Origin of the sequence: Streptomyces sp. T12, from assembly GCF_028736035.1 — a bacterium.
GTDB lineage: Bacteria > Actinomycetota > Actinomycetes > Streptomycetales > Streptomycetaceae > Streptomyces.
Window position 1 is genome coordinate 7,884,067 of sequence record NZ_CP117866.1, and the last position, 18,943, is coordinate 7,903,009.

Here is an 18,943-nt window from a genome sequence, read left to right on the forward strand (position 1 = left end):
CGGCGAGGGTTCGGTAGAGGCGATGGGGTTCTGCCAGCCAGGCTTCGGCCTGCTCGAGTGCTCGCTCAGGCGTCAGTTCCACTCGATTCCTCGCTTCAGCGTTCGCGTCCTTCTAATTCTTCCAAGATATCCGATGAGCTCAGCGGTTCACTCGGCTCCCGATCCCGCTGTCTTCATCCAGGCCCGCAACCACTCGCCGCGATATCTCACCATCTGCTCGTCGGTCATCGCCTTGACCTGCTGGCGCATGGCGATGTCCTCGGCCTTGCCTTGCTTGATGGCTTCGCGCCGGTCCGCTGGACTGTCGTACTCGGCTTCCTTGGCTGCGGCTTCGTTCCCCATGTCGCCCTTGCGGTAGCCGATTCCGTACGAGACGCGAAGATCACTTTTTCGGGGGTTTTCCTGCTGCTCTTCAGGGCGATTCTCCCGCGCCTTTTTTGTGCGGGCGCGAGAATCGTCAGTATCTCGCTCCATGTCATGGCTGAGATAGTCGGAGCAGTTCGCCCCACCGGTTCCTGTTCTATTTCCACAGGGCTCGAACTCGGTGTACAGTGACACGGCTTTGAAGCGGCCAGGCTGTTTTTCTTCGACGGTCCTCATCCACTCGCCCAGGTGGGGTTCCGAGTGGTCGTGGTGATATCGATCGCTTCCTGGAATGGAGGTGTCGATGACGTAGTGGACCTTCACTTCGTCGCCGACCTTTTCATGTACCTCGAGCACGGCATAATTCTTGCCCGACATGTCCGGTCGCATGCCGTCGTTCTTATTGTCTTTCCAGAGCTTATCGAATTCGTCGTGCTTTGCGTCCCTGGCTTCCTTGCTGTTGTTGTCGGCCTCGTGGCTCACCGCGTACTCGCGAGCTCGCGAGGCAGGACTGGGGTTGTTGTCGTCCGGCTTCATTCGCGGTATCGCGGTGTTGTCGTGCATGGAAACACCCGGGCGGGGGTCGATTTCATTCTCTTCGCCCTTGGGGCGCCGGCGTTCCGGGTCGAGATCTATCGGGCTGTTTCCTGCGGCGTGGCTCTCATGGAATGAGTTGCTGATGCGTGCGATTCCAGCAATGACCGCCATCTTCTGATCGTTATTCAAATTCTTGAAGTTATCGCCAAGGATTTCATTGAGGCGATCCTGGCTGATTTTCTTGTTCTGGCGTACCTCATCTACAACGCGGGCCAGCGATCCGTCTTCTGCCCAGCGGTGCGCGTTCTCAACGACCGGCCCAAGATCGACCTGCGATACATCATGTGTCTTGCGGAGAGTCGCCTGTGATTCCTCGAGAGGCATATTCTCGTGGGTGTGGTCCTGCGTTTGCCGTTCTCCGAATTCGGCAGACCCGCGGACTTCTTCCGAGTCGAACTTCGGCAGTGACTCGCCTGCGGGCTCCTCGGGCGCGCTGCCCGGGGTCTCTGGGGCCTGCCGCTCACCGTTGCGTGAGCCCTCTGTCTCCGGCTTGTCCGGCGACACGGGTTGCCGATCAGAGTCCAGCGGAATCGCGAAGACCCCGTTGTTTCCACTGTGCAGCGGCTTCGAACTCTGCTGCCCAGTCTGCGCGTCGATGTATGTGATCTTGCCGTTGTGGTTGACGGCGTTCCACGCGTGCGCCCGCCCATTGGCGTCCTGCGTGATGATCACGGCCTGTGAGCCGTGCCCGCTGTTGCGGAGGGTGTTCTCCAGGCGGTTGAAGGCGTCGCGTCCGTTGCCCATGTCGCTGAAGCGGGCGCCCAGCGTGTCCTCGATGCGGTCGCGGCCGCCCTTCTCGCCGCGGTCCGAGGGGTTGCCGTCCGCGTCCAGGTCGGGTGTACGGCTGGCCGCTGCCGTGGGGTTGCCCGCGTAGGTGTCCACCGTGGACAGGGCTACGTCGACGCAGTTGTTGTTGCGGCCGGGGGCGTCGCGTCCGTCGCCGTTGATGCGCTCGACCCAGCGGCCGTCCGCCGGGTCCGGCGGTCGGGTCGGGTCGCCGTTCTCGTCTCGGGGGACCGAGTTTTCCAGGGCGTCCTGCTCGGCGCGGGTGGGGTCGGTGACACCGCCCGGGGGGTTGGTGTTGCGGGTTTCCGAGGCCGGGGTCGGGGTCTCCTTCGGCCTCGGGTTGTCCGAAGAGTTCTGCTGACTGCCGTTGTTGTTGGAGTCAGGGGTTTGTGGAGTGGACTGCTGGGGCTGGTTGTTCGGCGTCGTGACCACGTGGTGGACCGGCACCGGAATGACCTGAGGCTGCTGCTGCTGTTGGTTCGGGGTGTTCGCCGGGGGCTGCTGGGTGTTGGGCTGCGCGCCCGGCTGGTTCGGGGTGTTCGGCGTGCTGCCCGCGGGCTGGTGGGGCGGCCTGGTGGGGGTGGAGCCGGCGTTCGGTTGGTTCGGGGTGCCGGGTGTGCCCTGAGCGGTGGGGTTGTGGGCGGTGGGGCCAGGCTGGGTCGAGGAGTTCGGGGTGCTGTTGCTCGGTGTCGAGGCGCGATCAGGTCCACTGCCGGTCGACGGGGAGGGCGACGTCGTGGGCGTGCTCGTGGAGGGCGATGCGGCCCTGGGGGGAGTCGACTGCGCCGGGTTCTGGTTCGGGGTGGTCGTACTCGGGCTCGGGCCGGGGGTGTGGGTACGGCTGCTGCTGGTCGAGTCCGTGCTGTTGCGGGGCGCAGTGCGGTCGCCAGGTGTCGTACCGGGGTTGTTGCGGGAGGAGGCGCCGTCGTTCGGCGTCGTGTTCCCGGGGGTGTTGCGCGGCGTGGTGCCGTCCCCCGGCGTGGCGGTACCGGGGTTGTTGCGCGGCGGAGTGCGGTCGCCGGGGGTCGTACCGGGGGTGTTCCGCGGCGTGCTGCCGTCGCCCGGGGTCGCACTCCCGGGGCGCTGGGCCGGTATCCGACCGTCCGGCGTGCTCTGCGCGGGCGTACCCGGCGTACGGCCGTCCCCCGTCCCCGGAACTCGCCCGTCCGGCGTCGAAGCGGGCGTACTCCGAGGCGTCGTAGGAGAGGTGGGGCTCGGGGTTGAGGCAGGCCCGGTCCCCGTGGTGGAGGGCGTACCAGGCGTACTGGCGGAAGGATTCCTCGCCGGACCGGAGTTGGGATTCGGGCTCGTCGCGGACGGGGTGCCGGCGCCGCCCGAAGCACTTGGGCTGTGGTGCCCGCCACCCGGAACCGCACCCCCGGCGGAAGGCGCCGTGGGCGACGTCGGCATGCCCGAGCCGCCGCTGTCCGACCGGCCGCCGGAACTGGAGGGAGACGAGTCGGCCGTCGGCGTCGGCGCCGCGTTGGACTGCGTGGGCGCGCTGGCGGCCAGGCCGTCGATCTGGGTGCCGATCGAGCCGCCCCCCGGCGAGGACGACGTACCGCCCGACGACGGGGCCCCGGACGTGGGCGTGGATTGAGGGCTCGGGGACGACAGGCCGGATACGGGGGAGCCGCCGCCGGAGTGCGAAGGTCCGGATGTGCTCGGAGTGCTGGACGAGCCGTTGGAGTCGGAGCCGTTGGACGAGGGCCCGCTGGGCGAGGGGTCGTCGAAGTCCGACAGGGACGACCCTGGAGATTGCGTCGGCCGTGAGTACGGGGAGTCCGAGGAGGACGGATTCCCGGCGTCGGATCCCGGCCCGGAGCCGGAGTCGGGGCCCGCACCGATGTTGGGTGCCGGGATGTCGTTGCCGCCTGTGTCGGCGGATATGCCGCTGCCTATGTTCGCGCCGGGGATGTTGCCGTTGCTCGAACGCGTCGAGGTGCTGGAGTCCGAGTCCGACGAACTCGAATCGGAGGACGAGGAGGAGTCGGACGAACTCGAGTCGGAGGACGAGGAGGAATCGGAGGACGAAGAGGAGCTGGAACTCTCCGAACCGCTGCTGGAGTCGCTCCCGATGTCACCCCCCGGCAAGTCCGACGCCGACACCCCGTCGTACCCGTCGATGCGGCTGTCGATCGCGTTCCGCGCCCGGCTGCCCGCCTTCTGGCCCAGACTGTCGCGCACGCCTTCGGCGAAGGTCTGCGGGCTCTGCCTGAGGGCGTCCAGGCCTGCCTCGCCGCCGGCCTTGAGGGTGGCGCCGACGTCGTAGCCTTCCTGGGCGCCGAAGCCGACGTTCACGGTCTGGCGGATGAGGTCGCTGATCATCGCCTCGACCGCAGAGATCGCGGGTTCCTTCATCATCTCGATGAGCGCCTCGAACATGGCTTGTTTGAGCTCGTCGAGGAGGCGTCGGACGATCAGGCGGGCGGCCTGGGTGGCGCCCATTCCCGCTACCGAGGACAGACCGAAAGTGAAGGGCGCGGCGGCAGCGGCGGCGGCGATCTGGATGGCCAGGGCGATGAGCTGGGCGATCACCGCCCACTTGGCGAACTCGACGAGGTAGGCGCAGGCCTCCAGCACGTTCGCGATGAGGAACGCGGCCTCGGCGGCGCTGCGGAGGTAGCCGTCGTTGCCGCCCCCGCCGTCGAACTTCTCGTAGGTCTTGGTGAACTTGTCGATCGACTCACCGGCGTTGTGGGCGGTGACCTGACGCGCGCTGCTGTTCGCCGTGGTGTGGAGCTCGTTGACCTTCTCGCCGAACTCCCGCCACATGGTGGCGCAGTCTCTGAGCTTGTCCTCGTTCGCCGTCGGCCACCTGTAGCCCAGCATCTCGAGAACCCACTCGAGCTCGTCCGGCAACATCATCGCCACAGCAGAAAGCACCCCCGTCGGACAGTACGGCCGTACACCTCCCTCACCAGCCGAGGGAATCCACACAGGAGTACAGCCGTCCGCAGAGTTTACGGACTCACCTGCCGGTGACTTCAGGTGTTTGCTGTCACAAGTCCGTTCCAGGTCGCCGCTGTTGTCCGCAGCGGCGCGCTACGAGGCCGACGGTTCACTGCGTACGGCCCTGAGTGCGCTGTCGGTGTCCCTTGATGTCGGGTCGGCCGACGTGGCCCTCGGCCCGCTCGGACTCGCCGAGCCAGAGGTGCGGGACGTACCCCTGGACCGCGGTCACCATCTCCTGTCGGCAGGGGGCGGGGAAGGGGAGGCGGTAGCGCAGCCGGGGAAGGCCGGGATGCAGCGGCTCCTCGTCGCGGACCAGGGTCCACAGGACCGGGTCGTCCACGTCGATGGGACCGGTGGGGAACAGCTCCAGGGAGTAGACCTGCTGGCTTCGGCCGAACTTGCTCCAGAACAGGCCGACTCCGGCGAGACCCTGCCAGGGGATGACGTTGCGCAGCGTGCCGTTCTCGACCCACAGGCCGGTGGCGTCGACGAGGACCCGGGTGCGGCGGTTCGCCCAGTTGGCGATGAACAGGAACACGCCGAGCGCACCGAGCAACAGCATGAACACGAGGCCCGCGTACCCTGCCGGGTTGGACTGTCCCTTCTGGTTCCCGGTAGCAACCACGACAGCGCCGAAGACGCCGACCGCGCCCATCGCGATGAGCAGGACGGAGCAAGGGAGCCCTGTCATGGCGCCGCGGCGACCAGTCCGTATGACCGTGGCATCGGGCGCGGGGGAGGGCGTGTGCGAAGGCAACATGGTGCGTGAGCTTAGCGAATTGACCTACGCTGCCTCCCCATGACGACGCACGGCCGGGAACGCGGCGGGGAACAGGTACAGACGCAGGTGCGAGGCGACGAGGGCGATCTCGTCCCGCCCGGCGCGGATGAGCTCACGGCGAGATTCCAAGGGCAAGCGGACCCGGGGTTCGCGAGACAGCGGTCCCGGCAGGCGCGGAGCGCCCGCGGTGGGCTCATGGCCGCCGGGGCGTTGGTGGCGCTGGTCTGCCTCATGGTGATCGTGGGGCATCTCAGAAGCGGTACGCAGGCGGTTGTGGGAACCGTGGTGTACGGCTTGAGCCTCGCTGCTGCCGGTCTCAGCGTGGAGCTGGCGCGGCGCGGACGCACCCGCCTGGCCATGATGGCGATCATTTTCGCGGCGGCGGGCGCGTCACTGGCGGATGCGCTGTCCTGACTCGATCGAGTTCTGGTCAGCGAGCCGAAGGCCGGATCAGACCTTGGTGAAGCACAACGTGTAGCTGGACCTGTGGCCGGTGTTGCGGTACTGAATCCCGTAGTCGTACTCCGACCCGCATTCCCTGCCCTTGCCGGGCATCCACTCACCCAGCTTGTACTCGGCCTCGGCGGAGTCACAGTCGACCACTGTCGGCACCGGGTCGCCGTCGGGGTCCGCGACCTTGACGCAGTCGCCGATCTCAGGCTCGTGCTTCTTGGCCTCCTCAGCCGCCGCCGACGCCGAAGCCTCTGCCTTGGCCTTGCCGCCGGTGGGGCTGGTGTTGTAATCCCAGACCCAGTAGCCCACGGCGCCGAACACCGCTACGACGATCACGGCGGACTTCACGGCCCGCAACAGACCCCCCGGCTGGGGTCGCTGTGGCCCGCGCGGAGGCTGCGGCTGCTGCGGATACCCGTACGGAGCCTGCGGCTGCGCCTGCTGCGGGTATCCGTACGGCTGCTGCGGCTGCCCGTACGGCGGTTGGTTCTGGTACTGCGGCGGAGGCGTGGACATGCTTGGGAGACCCCGTGGTTGGCTGAACGGATGGCGATCAACGCGAAGTTGACGGGCGCACGCTACCCTCCGGCGTCAGCCGGGCGCCCACCGGGGGTGAAGTGTGTGGGAACCGGTCAGAAGAAGTAACTGACCAGGAACGACACCCCGGCCCCGACCAGCCCCACCCCGATCATCCCGATCACGACTGACCGCGTCCTTCCCCGCCCCGCCGCCTCCCACGCAGCGTCGAACGAGATACGGCTCCGCCCGAACGGCGCGAACCCGGTGGCGACGCAGAAGACGCCGAGCCCCGTGAGGACCCAGCCACCGAAGAAGGCGCCGAACCAGCGCCAGGCCCGGTCCATCCCGGTCTGTACGTACTCGGCATCCATCGCGCCCGCCGCTGTCGGCGGGTCGGTCTGCTGCACCGCCAACTCGGCGCCCTGCGCGTACCGTTTCCTGACCTGCACCGCCGCATGGGCGTCCGTACTCTTGCCGTCCTCGGAGAGGAAGGTGCCCTCGCAGCGGACCGGCCGGCGGTTCTTACGGCTGCTGCGGGAGGCGTTGCTCGGGTAACTCACCTCGCACTGCTGCACCGTCAGGGTGCCGCGCGTGCCCGCCCAACCCGCGGCGTACGCCCCCTCGTACGCGCCGAATACGCTCAGGACGAGCCCCGCGAGCAGAAACACCAAGCCGCCCGCCCGCCCGAGGCGCCCGAAGGCTCCGCCGACGAGGCCGGTGAGACCGGTGAGGGGATGGTCGACGCCTGTGCCGCTTCCTGTGCCTTGCGTCCGAGCCATGGCGGTGGGTCCTTCCACGTGTGACGGGGAGATACTTCAGTCGTCGAGAGTCGAGGAGAAGCGAATGACCAGGAAACCCGAGAACTCACCCAACCCGCACGGCCCTTCGCAGGAACGCGGTGTGATCGACGAGGCACTCGAACCGGACCAGATCCGTTCCCTGAACTCCGCCCTGCGCAAGCTGTCCGAAACCGAAGGCGCCGGCAAGGAGATGCAGGAGGCGGCCAAGAAGCTGCTCTCCGGCCGCCTCGCCCTGCGCGACGCCCTGGACGACCCTGCCGTGTCACGCGCTCTGGGCGGAGGCATGGCGTCCCTGCGCGGCCAGTGGGAGTCGCTGTCGGAGGAGCAGCGCGATCAGGTCAGGCACGGCGAGCCGCTGTCCGGCGGTGGCCCCTCCTCCGACCCGTCCGAGCCGAAGCGGCCGCAGGGCGCGAGCTCGCAGTCCGGGAAGAAGAACCAGGGGCGGCACAGCGGCGGGTTCTCGCTGTACTGATCACGCCCGTGCCGTACGTTCACGCCCGCGCCGTACGTGTGTCATGACTGGCGCTGCTTCCGGTACAGCTCGATGGCCGCCTCGGTCGGGTAGTTGGGGACGGTGACGGTCTCGCCGGTGTCCTTGGCGACCACGATCTTGCTGCCGCCGGGCGGAGCGGGCTGCGGCCGCCCGGCGGCGTCCGTGACCGCCGGGAACACCGCGTACACCAGGTATCCGATGTCGAACTCCGCCACGCGCAGCTCGGCCGGAGTGCCGTCCGGCAGCTCGGGCTGCGCATAGCGGCTGCGCACGATGGCGAGAGCCTGCTCGGACGTGGTGGGCGGGGCGGGGTGGTCCGAGGTCACCGATCGCTCTCCTTGTCGCCTCGGCCGTCTCGGTCAGAACAGCCCGTGCCACATCTGCTCGACGATCAGCGACCACCAGGTGTCCGCGTTGCTCAGCGCGGACGCGTCGACGGCCGCCAACTGCTCCTGCAGCGCCGCCACTTCCGCACCGGCCGCGACCGCATCCAGGCCCTGCATCCGCTGCCGTGAGGTGGCGAGCAGAGCCAGGGAGCGGGCGAAGGCGGCGACCGAGAAGTTGACGTATCGAGCCACGGCGGTGACCGGGTCCACCGCCCAGAGCGCACCGAGGCCGTCCGGCTGCCCCGACCCCGGCTGACACTGCACCGCGATGACCGCGACGCCGTCGAAGCCGATCCGGACCAGGTACGACAGGGCGCCGATCTTCTCCTCGCCTGCCGGGCTGCGGCGCTCGCGCAGATTCGTGGCGACATCGGTGAACAGGCCGCCGGCCGGAGGCGCGTCGGGCCGGTCGGCGGTGAAGAAGAGCGGGAGGTCGGCGGGGAGCCCTGCCCAGGTGAGCGTCGCCTTGGCGGCCTCGGGCAGCGGGCGGTCGGCGATGTCGTCGGCATCGAAGCGACGTACACCGTCCTCGCCGAACACATCGACAAGGTGCCGGCCGAGCGCCACGTCACGCATCGGCTCAGCCGGAGTCACCTGCGCGGGAACCGGGACGCGGTGCGGACGGGGCGGCGGCTGCTGGCCGGCCATCCGGTGCATCGTCTCGACCTGCTCGACCAGCGCCGCGACGCCCTCCGCACGCACCTCGGGACGGGCCCCGTACGACTGCGTGCAGGAGAGCTGCGCGTTGCGGAAGGTGTTGAGCAGCTCGGCCGTGTAGCCGCCGGGGAGCAGGCTGGGGCGCAGGTCGGTGTGGACGGCCACGACATTGTCGGCGGGTACGTTCATCCGCCGCAGCTCCCCCCACGCCTGGTACTCGGCGGGGGGCAGTCCCGGGGTGGAGGTGCGGAAGAGGGTGGTCTCCTCGCCGTTCGCCGGGTCCACGTAAGTGAAGACGGCGGTGTTGCCGGGCCCGGTCACCGGACGGGCGGCACCGTCGGCCGTGCCCGCGCCCGGTGCCGCACCGTGCTTCTGCCGGTACATCTGCACGACCTCGTCGACCGGCACCGACGGCCAGACCGTCAGCTCGCCGCTGCGGCGGTCCACGACCCCGCACGCGTCGCCGATCTCGGCAGGCGGCCGCCGCTCCCCGGTCTCCGGGTCACGCTCGGGCTGCGCGGGCGCCGCCCACACGACCCAGCCCAGGTCGAACTCCTGCATCCGGACCTCGCGGCGCGGTTCCGCGGAGCCTTCCGGGTTGAGCCAACGGTCGGCGATGGCGAGCGCCTGCTCCTGGCTGGTCACGGGGAGGCTCCTTCGGAGTGGTCGGTCGGGAAAGGGCGTGGAAAGAGGGGCTGACCTGCGGTGCAGGCATCCACGAGGCGGTCGTGCACGTTCCTACGAGGCTATCGCCGCGCCCGCCCCGCGAATACGGAGGGCCTTCGCCCCACGCTCGGTGGCGAGCAGGAGGATGCCGTCGGGGGACAGGTCGGCCGCGGTGAAGGGTGTGTCGGAGACCAGCGCGGCCACGACCTGCTGATCCGCCCGGTCCCAGACACGCAGGTAGTCGGCACCGCGACTCAGGCCCAGCGGGGCGGCAGCACGTTCCTCCTCCGCGGGGCGAAGAATCCGCTCGGGATCGGGGTCGCCGAGGTGATCACCCTGTACGAGGCCATGGATGAGCACCGCGGAACCGGACTCCTCGCCGGGCGCACCGACCGGCCGGGCACCAGGCGTGCCCGCGGGGACGACCAGCACGGCGACCGGGGTGGCAGCCCCGTCGGGGCCAGGCAGGCTGCCCACGGTCACGGCGCTGACGCCGGGCAGGGACAGGCTCCACAGCGTCTGCCACGGCAGCTCCAGCCCGAGCCGCCGGCGTATCGCCTCGGCGTACTCGGGCAGGCCGTCCTCGACGAACGCGGTCTCCAGCAGGGCGGCACGCATGGTGGTGGGCGCCTGGGTACGGGTCAGCAGGGGCGCCGTACGCAGGTACGTACGGGCCGGTGCGCCCAGCTCCTCAGCCGGTACGGCCTCGACGGCGGCGCGCAGGGACACCGGGTCGGCGTGGACGAACAGCCCGGGATCCGTGAGGAGTTGGGGAAGGAGCCCGGCCTCCAGGGTGTGGCCGGCGATGTGGTCGCGCACATAGGGGTCGGCCTTGCTCCAGTCCTGCTCCGGCACGGCCTCCAGCAGGGCCATCGCGATCTGCGTCTGAGCGGCGGCGACGCTCGGCAGTCCGGCGCGGATCTCGTCAGCCAGGGCCGGGTGCAGCAGCCGTAGCAGTGTCCGTCCCTCAACCCTCTGGTCGCCGCCTCCCTGCTCGTCGCCGTCTGCCCCGGCCGCCACCTCTTCCGCGTCCTGTTCCTCGGGCTGCACGAACGGCCCGGCGAGCAGCATCCCGCCCGCGATGGCCTGGCTCATGTCCTGCCCGGCGACCGCGCTCGCCAGCCGAGCCCACAGCTGGACCGGTATGCCGTCGGCCTCGGCCAGGGCAAGCGGTGCCAGCAGGAGCCGCAGCGTCTGCGAGTCGGAACCGAGCCGCCTGGCGTGCAGGTCCAGGGCCTCACCGACGGACGTCGGCAGGAACCTCTCGTCAGCCGGGTCGAAGCCCTCGGGGGCCATCAGGATGCAGTTGACGGCGAGTTGGACGACCAGCGGACTGGTCCGGGCCCGGCGGCCGATGGCCGCTCCCAGGGCGAGGCGGGCGGCGGGGTCGACGGTGAACGGCAGCTCGGGTGCTCCGAACTCCGGGTTCAGCGCAGCCTGCGCGTGCAACACCACGCCCTCGGGGTCGGCCCATCCCGGCTCGTCGAGATCGATGACCTGCACGGCGCCGGACGGCAGCCCCTCGGCCAGCTCGGCGGCCAGCGGACGCGGCACCTCGGCCAGCAGCCGGACCGTCTCGGTGGCGGCCAGCGGGGCGAGCACCTGCCGTACGAGACGTGCGGGCTCGCCCGCGGCCCGGACCGGACCGGCGCGGTCGACGTCCGGTACGACGACGGTCACGGGCTCGTCGAGTGCGGCCAGCTCGGCGTACACGCCCTCGATGCTGGTGGCGTTCAGGTCGTAGTGGTCGGCGAGCAGCCACAGAACCTGGGCCGCGGTCAAACCCTCAGCGGCCGGTACCGCCGGGGCCGGCAGCTCCGGCGGTACCGTCGACGGATCCATCTCGTCCAGCGGCAGCTGCTTGCGGTACTCCGGCTCGCACAGCATCAAGAACCCGGTGAGCAGCCGCGAACGCCCGCTGCCGGAACCGCCGGTGACCACGACCACGCGCGGAGCGCCGGGCGCGGCCCCGCGCCATGCGGCAAGCGCACGCAGGGCGGCGGTCCGGCCGCCTATGTGGGGGTGCGGTGCGTAGTCCTCGGTCGAGCCGGTCATGGGTCCCCGTCCTCCGCCATCGCGGACGCCTACTCGTACGACCCTGATCTTAGGCGCCGAGCCAGGCCCTGGGGCGAGTGGAACGGCCCCGTCGCAGACGCGGAGGACGCAACCCCCGAAGGCGACCTACTCGGCCGCCACCCCACCGTTGTGCGGAGCCGGCTCCAGATCGAACTCCCCGTCCCGCGCCCCGAGTACGAACGCCCGCCACTCCGCCTCGGTGTACCGCAGCACGGTGCCGGGATCCAGGGACGACCGCATGGCCACCGCCCCCTCCGGCAGGTACGCGATCTCGACCCGCTCCTCGTGCGCCTCGGTACCGGGCGCGCAGTGCCACTCGACTCCGGAGATGTCGAGGGCGTACAGCTCGTCCCGCTCCCGCTCCTTGCGCGCCTTGGTGTCCTCGGCCTGAGTCCCGACCTCGTTGTCCCGTGCCTCGGTCATGCTGCTGGGCCTCTTCCTGACGTGCGAACGAAGTGTGCGTCTCACCCTACTGGCGTGGGTGGGCCGCCACATGTGCGTTGCAGATCAGGTGGTCGACCGGGTGTGGATCGTGCCCTGCGCGACCCCGGGCGGAAGCTCCACCTGGCCGTCGTACTCCGACATCGTCTTCTTCCAGATGGCGTCCTGCTCGGCCTCGTTCAGCTTGTGCGCCACGCCCATCTTGGTGAAGGCGACGCCCATGCCGGCGATGCGTTCCGCGAGGCTGCCCATCGAGTCGTACATGCCGTCGCGCAGGCCCTCGTAGACGACGCCGAACTTCTCGCCGATGTCGTCGTCACCCCACGGCGGGGTGTCACCCTTCTCAAGGCCGGTCAGTCCGGTCTTCAGCTTGGTCACGGCCTTGGAGAACTCCAGGCCGACATTGAACATGGCGAATCCCTCGGTCTTCAGTACCTCAGGATCGGAGTCCATGTAGTCCGACGGCACAACTGCCCCCCGTGGCTCGTCATTTCTGTCGTGACTCCACCTTAACGGCGCGCACACGGGCAACGAAGAGGGGCGGCACCCTCGCGGGTACCGCCCCTCCTGCTCAACCGACTGTCCGACCGACCGTTCCTCAGAACCGGTTCGGCAGCCACCCCGTCTGGATCAGCTGCCCACCGCGGCGGCGCGTGTGGAAGTACCCACGGCCGGGCGGCAGTTGCGTCGCCGTGATGTTGCCGAGCAGTGCACCCTCGGCCCGGTCGCCGGAGAGCACGAGGCCCTGGGCGCCGAGTTCACGCATCCGCTGCATCACCGGCTCGTAGAGCGACCGGCTCGCACCGCCCGAGGAGCGCGCAATGATGATGCGCAGGCCGACGTCACGGGCGAACGGCAGGTACTCCAGGAGCGGGGCCAGCGGGTTCACGCCGGTCGCCACCAGGTCGTAGTCGTCGACGATGACGAACGCGTCCGGGCTGCTGTACCAACTGCGGTTGCGCAGCTGCTCGGGCGTGACGTCCGGGCCCGGCATACGGCGGCTGAGCGAGCCGGCCAGGCCCTCCAGCGTCTCCGAGAGAGCCGGCGCCGAGGCGCAGTAGCGCGACAGGTGCGTCTCCGGGACGCCCTCCAGGTGGGCGCGCCGGTAGTCACCCATGACGATCTTCGCCTGGTCCGGCGTGTAGCGCTCGCAGATCTGCTTGATGAGCAGCCGCAGCATCGCGGACTTACCGGACTCGCTCTCACCGAACACGATGAAGTGCGGGTCCGTCTCGAAGTCGACGAAGACCGGCGAGAGCGACGACTCGTCGATGCCGATGGCGACACCGCGGTCGGGGTGCTCGAAGCCCTTGGGCAGCCGGTCCGACGGCAGCATCGTGGGCAGCAGCCGTACGGCCGGGGCGTGGTTGCCCTGCCAGTTGTCGTTGATGCCGCGGATGAGGATCCCCGTCGCCTCGGACAGGTCCTCGGTCTCCGAGGAGCCGTCGACGCGCGGCAGCGCCGCCATGAAGTGCAGCTTGTCCTGGGTCAGACCGCGGCCCGGGACGGTGGCGGGGACGTTCTGCGCGACCTTGCGGTCGATCTCCGACTCCGTCGGGTCACCGAGGCGCAGCTCGATACGGTTCTGCAGCATGTCCTTGAGCGCGGGCCGCACTTCGGTGTAGCGGCTCGCCGTCAGGATCACGTGCACACCGAAGCCGAGGCCGCGCGTCGCGATCTCCGTGACGGTGGACTCGAGCATCTCGTAGTCCGTCTTGAAGGTGGCCCAGCCGTCGATGACGAGGAACACGTCACCCCAGGCCTGGTCCGGCAGCTGGCCGGCGTTCCGGCGCTGACGGTAGGTCTGGATCGAGTCGACGTTGTTCGCGCGGAAGTACTCCTCGCGCGCGTTCAGGATGCCCTCGACCTCGCTGACCGTACGGCGCACTTTCTCGGCGTCGAGACGGTTGGCGACCCCGCCGACGTGCGCCAGCTCCTCCATCGAGATCAGACCGCCACCACCGAAGTCCAGGCAGTAGAACTGCACTTCGGAGGGGGTGTGGGTCAGCGCGAACGACGAGATGAGCGTGCGCAGAAGCGTCGACTTGCCGGACTGCGGACCACCGACGAACAGACCGTGACCGGCACCGCCCGCGAAGTCCCGGTACAGCACGTCACGCCGCTGCTCGAACGGCTTGTCCACCAGACCGACCGGCACGTTGAGCCGGCCGAGCGCCGTGTAGTCGGGCGCGGTCAGGCCGCGGTCCTGGCTGACGGCGAGCTGGGGGAGCAGCTGCTCCAGGGAGGGCGCCTCCTCCAGCGGGGGCAGCCACACCTGGTGGGCGGGCGGGCCCTGGTTGATCATCCGGCTGACGAGGACGTCCAGGACGGTGTCGGCGAGCGCGTCGTCCACCCGGTTGTCGGGCTCCGGCTCCTCGATCACCGGCTGCGGGGGCAGCGCCACGTGCTCCGCCGAGAACAGCGCGGGCCGCAGCTGCGTCGAGCGGTGCACCCGGGACGGGCCCTCGCCGTGGTACGGCCCCGACACGTACGCCGCCTTGAAGCGGACCATGGTGTCGGTGTCGTACCGCAGGTAACCGGAACCGGGGATCGACGGCAGGTGGTAGGCGTCCGGGACACCGATCGCCGTACGGGACTCGGCGGCGGAGAAGGTCCGCAGACCGATCCGGTACGACAGGTAGGTGTCCAGGCCGCGCAGCTTGCCCTCTTCCAGGCGCTGCGACGCCAGGAGCAGGTGGACACCCAGCGAACGGCCGATACGACCGATCTGGATGAACATGTCGATGAAGTCCGGCTTGGCCGTGAGGAGTTCGGAGAACTCGTCGAGCACGATCACCAGCGAGGCCATCGGCTCCAGCGCGGCGCCCGCCGCCCGGGCCTTCTCGTAGTCGTGCAGGTTGGCGTAGTTGCCGGCCGAGCGCAGCAGCTCCTGACGGCGCTGCGTCTCACCCATGATCGAGTCACGCATACGGTCGACGAGGGTGAGGTCGTCCGCGAGGTTGGTGATGACGGCCGCGGTGTGCGGCATGTCCGCCATGCCCGCGAAGGTCGCACCACCCTTGAAGTCCGCGAGGATGAAGTTCAGCGTCTCCGAGGAGTGCGTCACCGCGAGACCGAGCACCAGCGTGCGCAGCACCTCGGACTTACCGGAACCGGTGGCGCCGACGCACAGACCGTGCGGGCCCATGCCCTCCTGCGAGGCCTCCTTGAGGTCCAGCATGACCGGCTCGCCGTTCTCGCCGACACCGATCGGCACCCGCAGCCGCTCGTGCAGCGTGCGCGGACGCCAGGTGCGGGAGACGTCGACGGTGCCCGCGTCGCCGATGCCCATGAGGTCGGTGAAGTCCAGGTTGGACAGGAGGGGTTCGCCCTCCTCCGCGGAGCCGACCCGGAAGGGGGCGAGCTGCCGCGCCAGGGACTCGGCCTGCGCCGGGTTCAGCAGGTCGGGCCTGCCGGTGTACGCGGACTCGTGGCCGACGAACAGCTGCATCCGGTCCGGCTTCACATAGGCCGTCAGACCGGCGCGCAGCTCCTCCTCCAGCTCGCCAGGGGAGATCTCCAGGAAGGTGACGCCCTGGAGGCCTTCGCTGCTGGCGAGTTCGGAGTCCGGCGGCACGGTGCCGCCGTCGAGCACCACGATCAGGTGCGGCTGGTCGTAGACGGGGTTCGCCTCACGGTTCCAGCGGGGCCTGTCGTCCAGCTGGTCCGCGAGCGCCTCCTCCAGCTCACCGAGGTCGTCGAAGAGGAGCCGGGTCGAGCCCGCTCCGTCCTTGGCCTTCGGGTGCTGGCTGTGCGGCAGCCACTTGATCCAGTCCCAGTCCGTCGCCGCGGAGGGGTGCGCCACCACCGCGATCATCAGGTCCTCGGGCGAGTGCAGCGTCGCCAGCTGGGACAGGGTCGCACGGGCGTTGCCGTAGACCGTGTCGGTGTCTCCGCAGATCGTCACGTGGTAGAAGGCGCGCAGCGAAATGGAGACGGGCAGGTCGTGCAGACTGCCGTGCGCGTCGAGGAAGGCCTTCATGGCCGCCGCGGTCAGCGGTTCGAGCTCGTCCTTGGGGGCCGTCTCCGGGGCGACGAGCGGAGTGTTCAGCTGCTGGGTGCCGCGGCCGATCCGTACCGAGGCGAAGTCCCCGTCGGTCGGGCGCCGTTCCCACAGCCGCTTGCCGTCGGCCGCGACGGCCCACAGCTGCTCCGGGTCGGGATGCTGGAAGAGCTGGCTGCGGCGCTGCAGTTCAGCGGTCTTGTGCACGTCCTTGCGGACCTGCTCGAGGTAGCGGAAGTAGTCCCGCCGGTCCTGGGCCATGCCGGCGCCCGGGCCCTGCCTGGCCTTGGCGATCTGGGCGACCATCATGGCCACGGTCGAGGCCAGCATGAGGCCGCCGACGACCTTCATGTAGGACTGGCCGGCTGTGAAGAAGAAGGCGACGGAACCCAGCATGCCCATCATGGGCAGCATGTTCATCAGCATGCTGTCGTCGCCCTCGCGCGGAATCTCGGGCGGCGTCTCGAGTTTGACCTCGCCGTCCGGGACGGCCGGTGGCACTGTCCGCGGTGGTCGTTTGATGATGACGACGCTCACCGATGCACTCATCCTTCGCGATTGATACGTGATACGTCCTGGCACCGACGCCCCCGTGTACCGCGACGTGTTCTCGTTCGCGTAGGCGTCGTTCGCGTAGGCGTCGATCCTACTGATGCGCTCAGTGCCCGAGTGAGGCAGGCGGATGGAGATGCGGCGCAGGTCCTGGGAGGAATGGGGGAGGTAGGTCCTGTACCGGGTGCGGCAACGGATATGGTGGCGCTCCGCGTCGTACGAGCGGCGCGAGGAAGCCTTGTCTAGCAGGGGGAACACCAGGTGAGCACGGGGACTTCGACAGGTTTCTGCCGAATCACCATCGCAGCACCGGACAGCCGTGTAGATGTCGCGCTGCCGGAGGACCTGCCGATCCAGGACCTCTTTCCCGAGATCATCAGGCTCTCGGGCCTGGTCCAGTCGGACACCAGCCCCTCCGGTTATCACCTTGTGACCCGCGAGGGCCAAGTGCTCGACGCGAGCCGTTCGTTGCTCGAGCACCGGGTCAGGGACGGTGAGGTGCTGCTGCTGCGCACCTTCGCCGATTCGCTGCCACCGGCCGTCCATGACGACGTGGTGGACGCGATCGCCGCCGCGGTCAAGCAGGACATGCGCAGCTGGAACGACAACCTGATGCGGGTCGCCGGCCTCGTCGCGGGGTCGCTGCTGCTGATCATGCTCGGCTTCGTCTTCTGGTTCGCGGACCCGATCCGGCACGACATGCACGGCCTGCCGGGCATCCTCGCCGGCGTGACCGCGCTCGCCCTGACGGCACTGGCCGGTGTACGGGCCCGGGTGTACGACGACCGGGGCTCCGCCGTAGCGCTCGGCATCTCGGCGCTGCCGCACGCCCTCATCGCGGGCTCCGGCGCCATCGCCCAGGACGCGGGTGAAGGTCCCGGCAGGATCCAGTTCCTCGTCGGCTGTGTCGCCGTACTGCTCTGCTCCGTCGTACTGATCATGCTGCTGCCGCAGGGCGACGCCCCGTTCGTGGCCGCCGCGCTGGCCTCAGCGATCGGCACGCTCGCCGTGTTCTGCGGTGTGCTCACCGAGGCGCAGCCGCGGGAGATCGCCGCCGGCACCTCCGTCGTCGCCCTCGCGGTCGTGGGCTTCCTGCCCGGCTGGTCGGCCCGCTTCGCCAAGCTGCCGATCGGCTTCCGCAACCCCGAGGACCTGGCCCGGGCCCGTCGCGAGGGCCGCGACGGCGACCTCGAGGCCGTCGATGTCCAGCGCATCGTCGCCCAGACCAGCCGCGGCCACGAGCTGCTGCTCGGCCTGGTCGGCGGTTGCGCCGCCGTCATCATCGGCGCGGGCGGCGCGGTGCTCGGCTTCAGCAGCAGCGGCTGGGCCCAGCTGCTGGCCCTGTGCACCGGCCTCGCCGCGATGCTCCGGGCGCGCCTGTTCCGCTACACCGCGCAGGTCACCTGCCTGTTCGTGGCCGGTGTCGTCACGCTCGCCCTGCTGGTCCTCGGCCTCGCGATCTCGCCGCCGGCCGACATCATCATGGAACTGCTCCAGGGAGACTCCGGCCCGGTCAACGTACGTACGCTGTGGCTCGGCGCCTCCGTCGGGGCCGGTGTGCTGCTGCTGATCGCGATCGCCCTGATCGTGCCGCAGAAGGGACTCTCCCCCTTCTGGGGCCGCATGCTGGACCTCGCCGACTCGCTGGTGCTGCTGTCCCTGGTCCCGATCTGCCTGGCCGTCCTCGACATCTACGCCAAGGTCCGCGGCGGTCTCTGACCGGCGCGGGGGCGCCGGGGACCGTCTGTCAAGGGCGCGCCTGTGTGCTGGTACGCTGTGTGACGGCCGTTTGTGTACGCGCCTCCGGGTTCGCCTGGGGGACGCGCCCAGCGGATCCCCGCCTCCCGAGTAACGGAAGCTCCCCCGAGACAAAGACCGGGGGCACTCGGTGGCCACTCAAAGACTACGAGGAGTACGCGTGCCGCTCGACGCCGCTACGAAGAAGCAGATCATCACCGAGTTCGGTCAGAAGGAGGGCGACACCGGCTCTCCCGAGGTCCAGGTCGCCATGCTTTCGCGCCGGATCTCGGACCTGACCGAGCACCTCAAGACCCACAAGCACGACCACCACTCCCGTCGTGGTCTGCTGATCCTGGTCGGTCAGCGTCGCCGTCTGCTGCAGTACCTCGCCAAGAAGGACATCCAGCGCTTCCGTACGCTGGTCGACCGCCTCGGCATCCGCCGTGGTGCGGCGGGCGCCAAGTAAGACGCCGTGAGGGGAGCGGTTCCCGAGGGATCGGGAGCCGCTCCCTTTGCTGTACGTGCGGAACGTCAACCGCGCGTGCGGAAACATGCGGAGTGTCACACACGCTTTGTAGTGTGGTAGCACAACGCAGAACGCAGTACGCACGACACAGCACGACAGGAAGAGGAGAAGCGCGCCTAGCCGCCGCCGGTCCTCGGTAGTGGCCCCCG

The 18,943-nt window shown here is 69.4% G+C and carries 18 protein-coding genes; 7 read left to right on the top strand and 11 right to left on the bottom strand.

Annotated elements, in window-relative coordinates:
* Positions 1-147: 147 nt before the first annotated feature.
* Positions 148-2,193, bottom strand: a complete 2,046-nt coding sequence (locus PBV52_RS35515; protein ID WP_274244026.1) for a toxin glutamine deamidase domain-containing protein — start codon at positions 2,191-2,193, stop codon at positions 148-150.
* A gap of 196 nt (positions 2,194-2,389) precedes the next feature.
* On the opposite strand from PBV52_RS35515, the gene PBV52_RS35520 reads away from it, so the two are divergent.
* The 3 genes from PBV52_RS35520 to PBV52_RS35530 are packed head-to-tail and all read left to right on the top strand — an operon-like array spanning position 2,390 to position 4,312.
* A complete protein-coding gene (locus PBV52_RS35520) occupies positions 2,390-3,346 on the top strand; it encodes a hypothetical protein (RefSeq protein ID WP_274244028.1) in 957 nt (318 codons plus the stop codon).
* Positions 3,347-3,406: 60 nt separating this feature from the next.
* Entirely contained in the window at positions 3,407-4,018 is a 612-nt protein-coding gene (locus PBV52_RS35525; RefSeq protein ID WP_274244030.1) for a hypothetical protein, read from the top strand.
* 39 nt (positions 4,019-4,057) lie between these two features.
* Entirely contained in the window at positions 4,058-4,312 is a 255-nt protein-coding gene (locus PBV52_RS35530; protein ID WP_164905042.1) for a hypothetical protein, read from the top strand.
* Positions 4,313-4,807: 495 nt separating this feature from the next.
* Here PBV52_RS35530 and PBV52_RS35535 read toward each other — a convergent pair whose 3' ends face one another.
* Positions 4,808-5,392, bottom strand: a complete 585-nt coding sequence (locus tag PBV52_RS35535; protein WP_274244032.1) for a hypothetical protein — start codon at positions 5,390-5,392, stop codon at positions 4,808-4,810.
* A gap of 93 nt (positions 5,393-5,485) precedes the next feature.
* Positions 5,486-5,617: a hypothetical protein gene (locus PBV52_RS35540; RefSeq protein WP_274244034.1), complete on the bottom strand. Its 132-nt coding sequence runs from the start codon at positions 5,615-5,617 to the stop codon at positions 5,486-5,488.
* Positions 5,618-5,677: 60 nt separating this feature from the next.
* Between PBV52_RS35540 and PBV52_RS35545 the strand changes: the two genes are divergently transcribed.
* Positions 5,678-5,896, top strand: a complete 219-nt coding sequence (locus PBV52_RS35545; protein ID WP_274244035.1) for a hypothetical protein — start codon at positions 5,678-5,680, stop codon at positions 5,894-5,896.
* A gap of 36 nt (positions 5,897-5,932) precedes the next feature.
* Here PBV52_RS35545 and PBV52_RS35550 read toward each other — a convergent pair whose 3' ends face one another.
* Complete coding sequence (locus PBV52_RS35550) at positions 5,933-6,451, bottom strand: hypothetical protein (RefSeq protein ID WP_274244036.1); 519 nt, start codon at positions 6,449-6,451, stop codon at positions 5,933-5,935.
* A 116-nt stretch (positions 6,452-6,567) separates the two neighbouring features.
* A complete protein-coding gene (locus PBV52_RS35555) occupies positions 6,568-7,233 on the bottom strand; it encodes a hypothetical protein (RefSeq protein ID WP_274244038.1) in 666 nt (221 codons plus the stop codon).
* 64 nt (positions 7,234-7,297) lie between these two features.
* On the opposite strand from PBV52_RS35555, the gene PBV52_RS35560 reads away from it, so the two are divergent.
* Positions 7,298-7,726: a hypothetical protein gene (locus tag PBV52_RS35560; RefSeq protein WP_274244040.1), complete on the top strand. Its 429-nt coding sequence runs from the start codon at positions 7,298-7,300 to the stop codon at positions 7,724-7,726.
* 41 nt (positions 7,727-7,767) lie between these two features.
* On the opposite strand, the gene PBV52_RS35565 is transcribed toward PBV52_RS35560, so the two are convergent.
* The 6 genes from PBV52_RS35565 to eccCa all read right to left on the bottom strand — a co-directional run bounded on the left by PBV52_RS35565 (position 7,768) and on the right by eccCa (position 16,513).
* Positions 7,768-8,073 (bottom strand): hypothetical protein, encoded by a 306-nt coding sequence (locus PBV52_RS35565; RefSeq protein ID WP_274244042.1) that lies wholly within the window; start codon positions 8,071-8,073, stop codon positions 7,768-7,770.
* A gap of 33 nt (positions 8,074-8,106) precedes the next feature.
* On the bottom strand, positions 8,107-9,435 hold the full coding sequence (locus PBV52_RS35570; RefSeq protein ID WP_274244043.1) for an SUKH-4 family immunity protein: 1,329 nt from the start codon (positions 9,433-9,435) through the stop codon (positions 8,107-8,109).
* 93 nt (positions 9,436-9,528) lie between these two features.
* The gene (locus tag PBV52_RS35575) at positions 9,529-11,511 is read right to left on the bottom strand and encodes an ATP-binding protein (protein WP_274244045.1); all 1,983 of its coding nucleotides are present in this window, start codon (positions 11,509-11,511) and stop codon (positions 9,529-9,531) included.
* Between the two features lie 126 nt (positions 11,512-11,637).
* Positions 11,638-11,955 carry a DUF397 domain-containing protein gene (locus PBV52_RS35580; protein WP_274244047.1) on the bottom strand — a complete coding sequence of 106 codons (318 nt, stop codon included), beginning with the start codon at positions 11,953-11,955 and terminating at the stop codon, positions 11,638-11,640.
* An 84-nt stretch (positions 11,956-12,039) separates the two neighbouring features.
* A complete protein-coding gene (locus PBV52_RS35585; protein WP_373922038.1) occupies positions 12,040-12,384 on the bottom strand; it encodes a hypothetical protein in 345 nt (114 codons plus the stop codon).
* 187 nt (positions 12,385-12,571) lie between these two features.
* Positions 12,572-16,513: a type VII secretion protein EccCa gene (gene eccCa / locus PBV52_RS35590; protein ID WP_274244050.1), complete on the bottom strand. Its 3,942-nt coding sequence runs from the start codon at positions 16,511-16,513 to the stop codon at positions 12,572-12,574.
* A 276-nt stretch (positions 16,514-16,789) separates the two neighbouring features.
* On the opposite strand from eccCa, the gene eccD reads away from it, so the two are divergent.
* Both eccD and rpsO read left to right on the top strand, forming a co-directional pair.
* On the top strand, positions 16,790-18,247 hold the full coding sequence (gene eccD, locus PBV52_RS35595) for a type VII secretion integral membrane protein EccD (protein WP_274244052.1): 1,458 nt from the start codon (positions 16,790-16,792) through the stop codon (positions 18,245-18,247).
* A 199-nt stretch (positions 18,248-18,446) separates the two neighbouring features.
* A complete protein-coding gene (gene rpsO, locus PBV52_RS35600; RefSeq protein WP_062701899.1) occupies positions 18,447-18,734 on the top strand; it encodes a 30S ribosomal protein S15 in 288 nt (95 codons plus the stop codon).
* Positions 18,735-18,943: the final 209 nt, after the last annotated feature.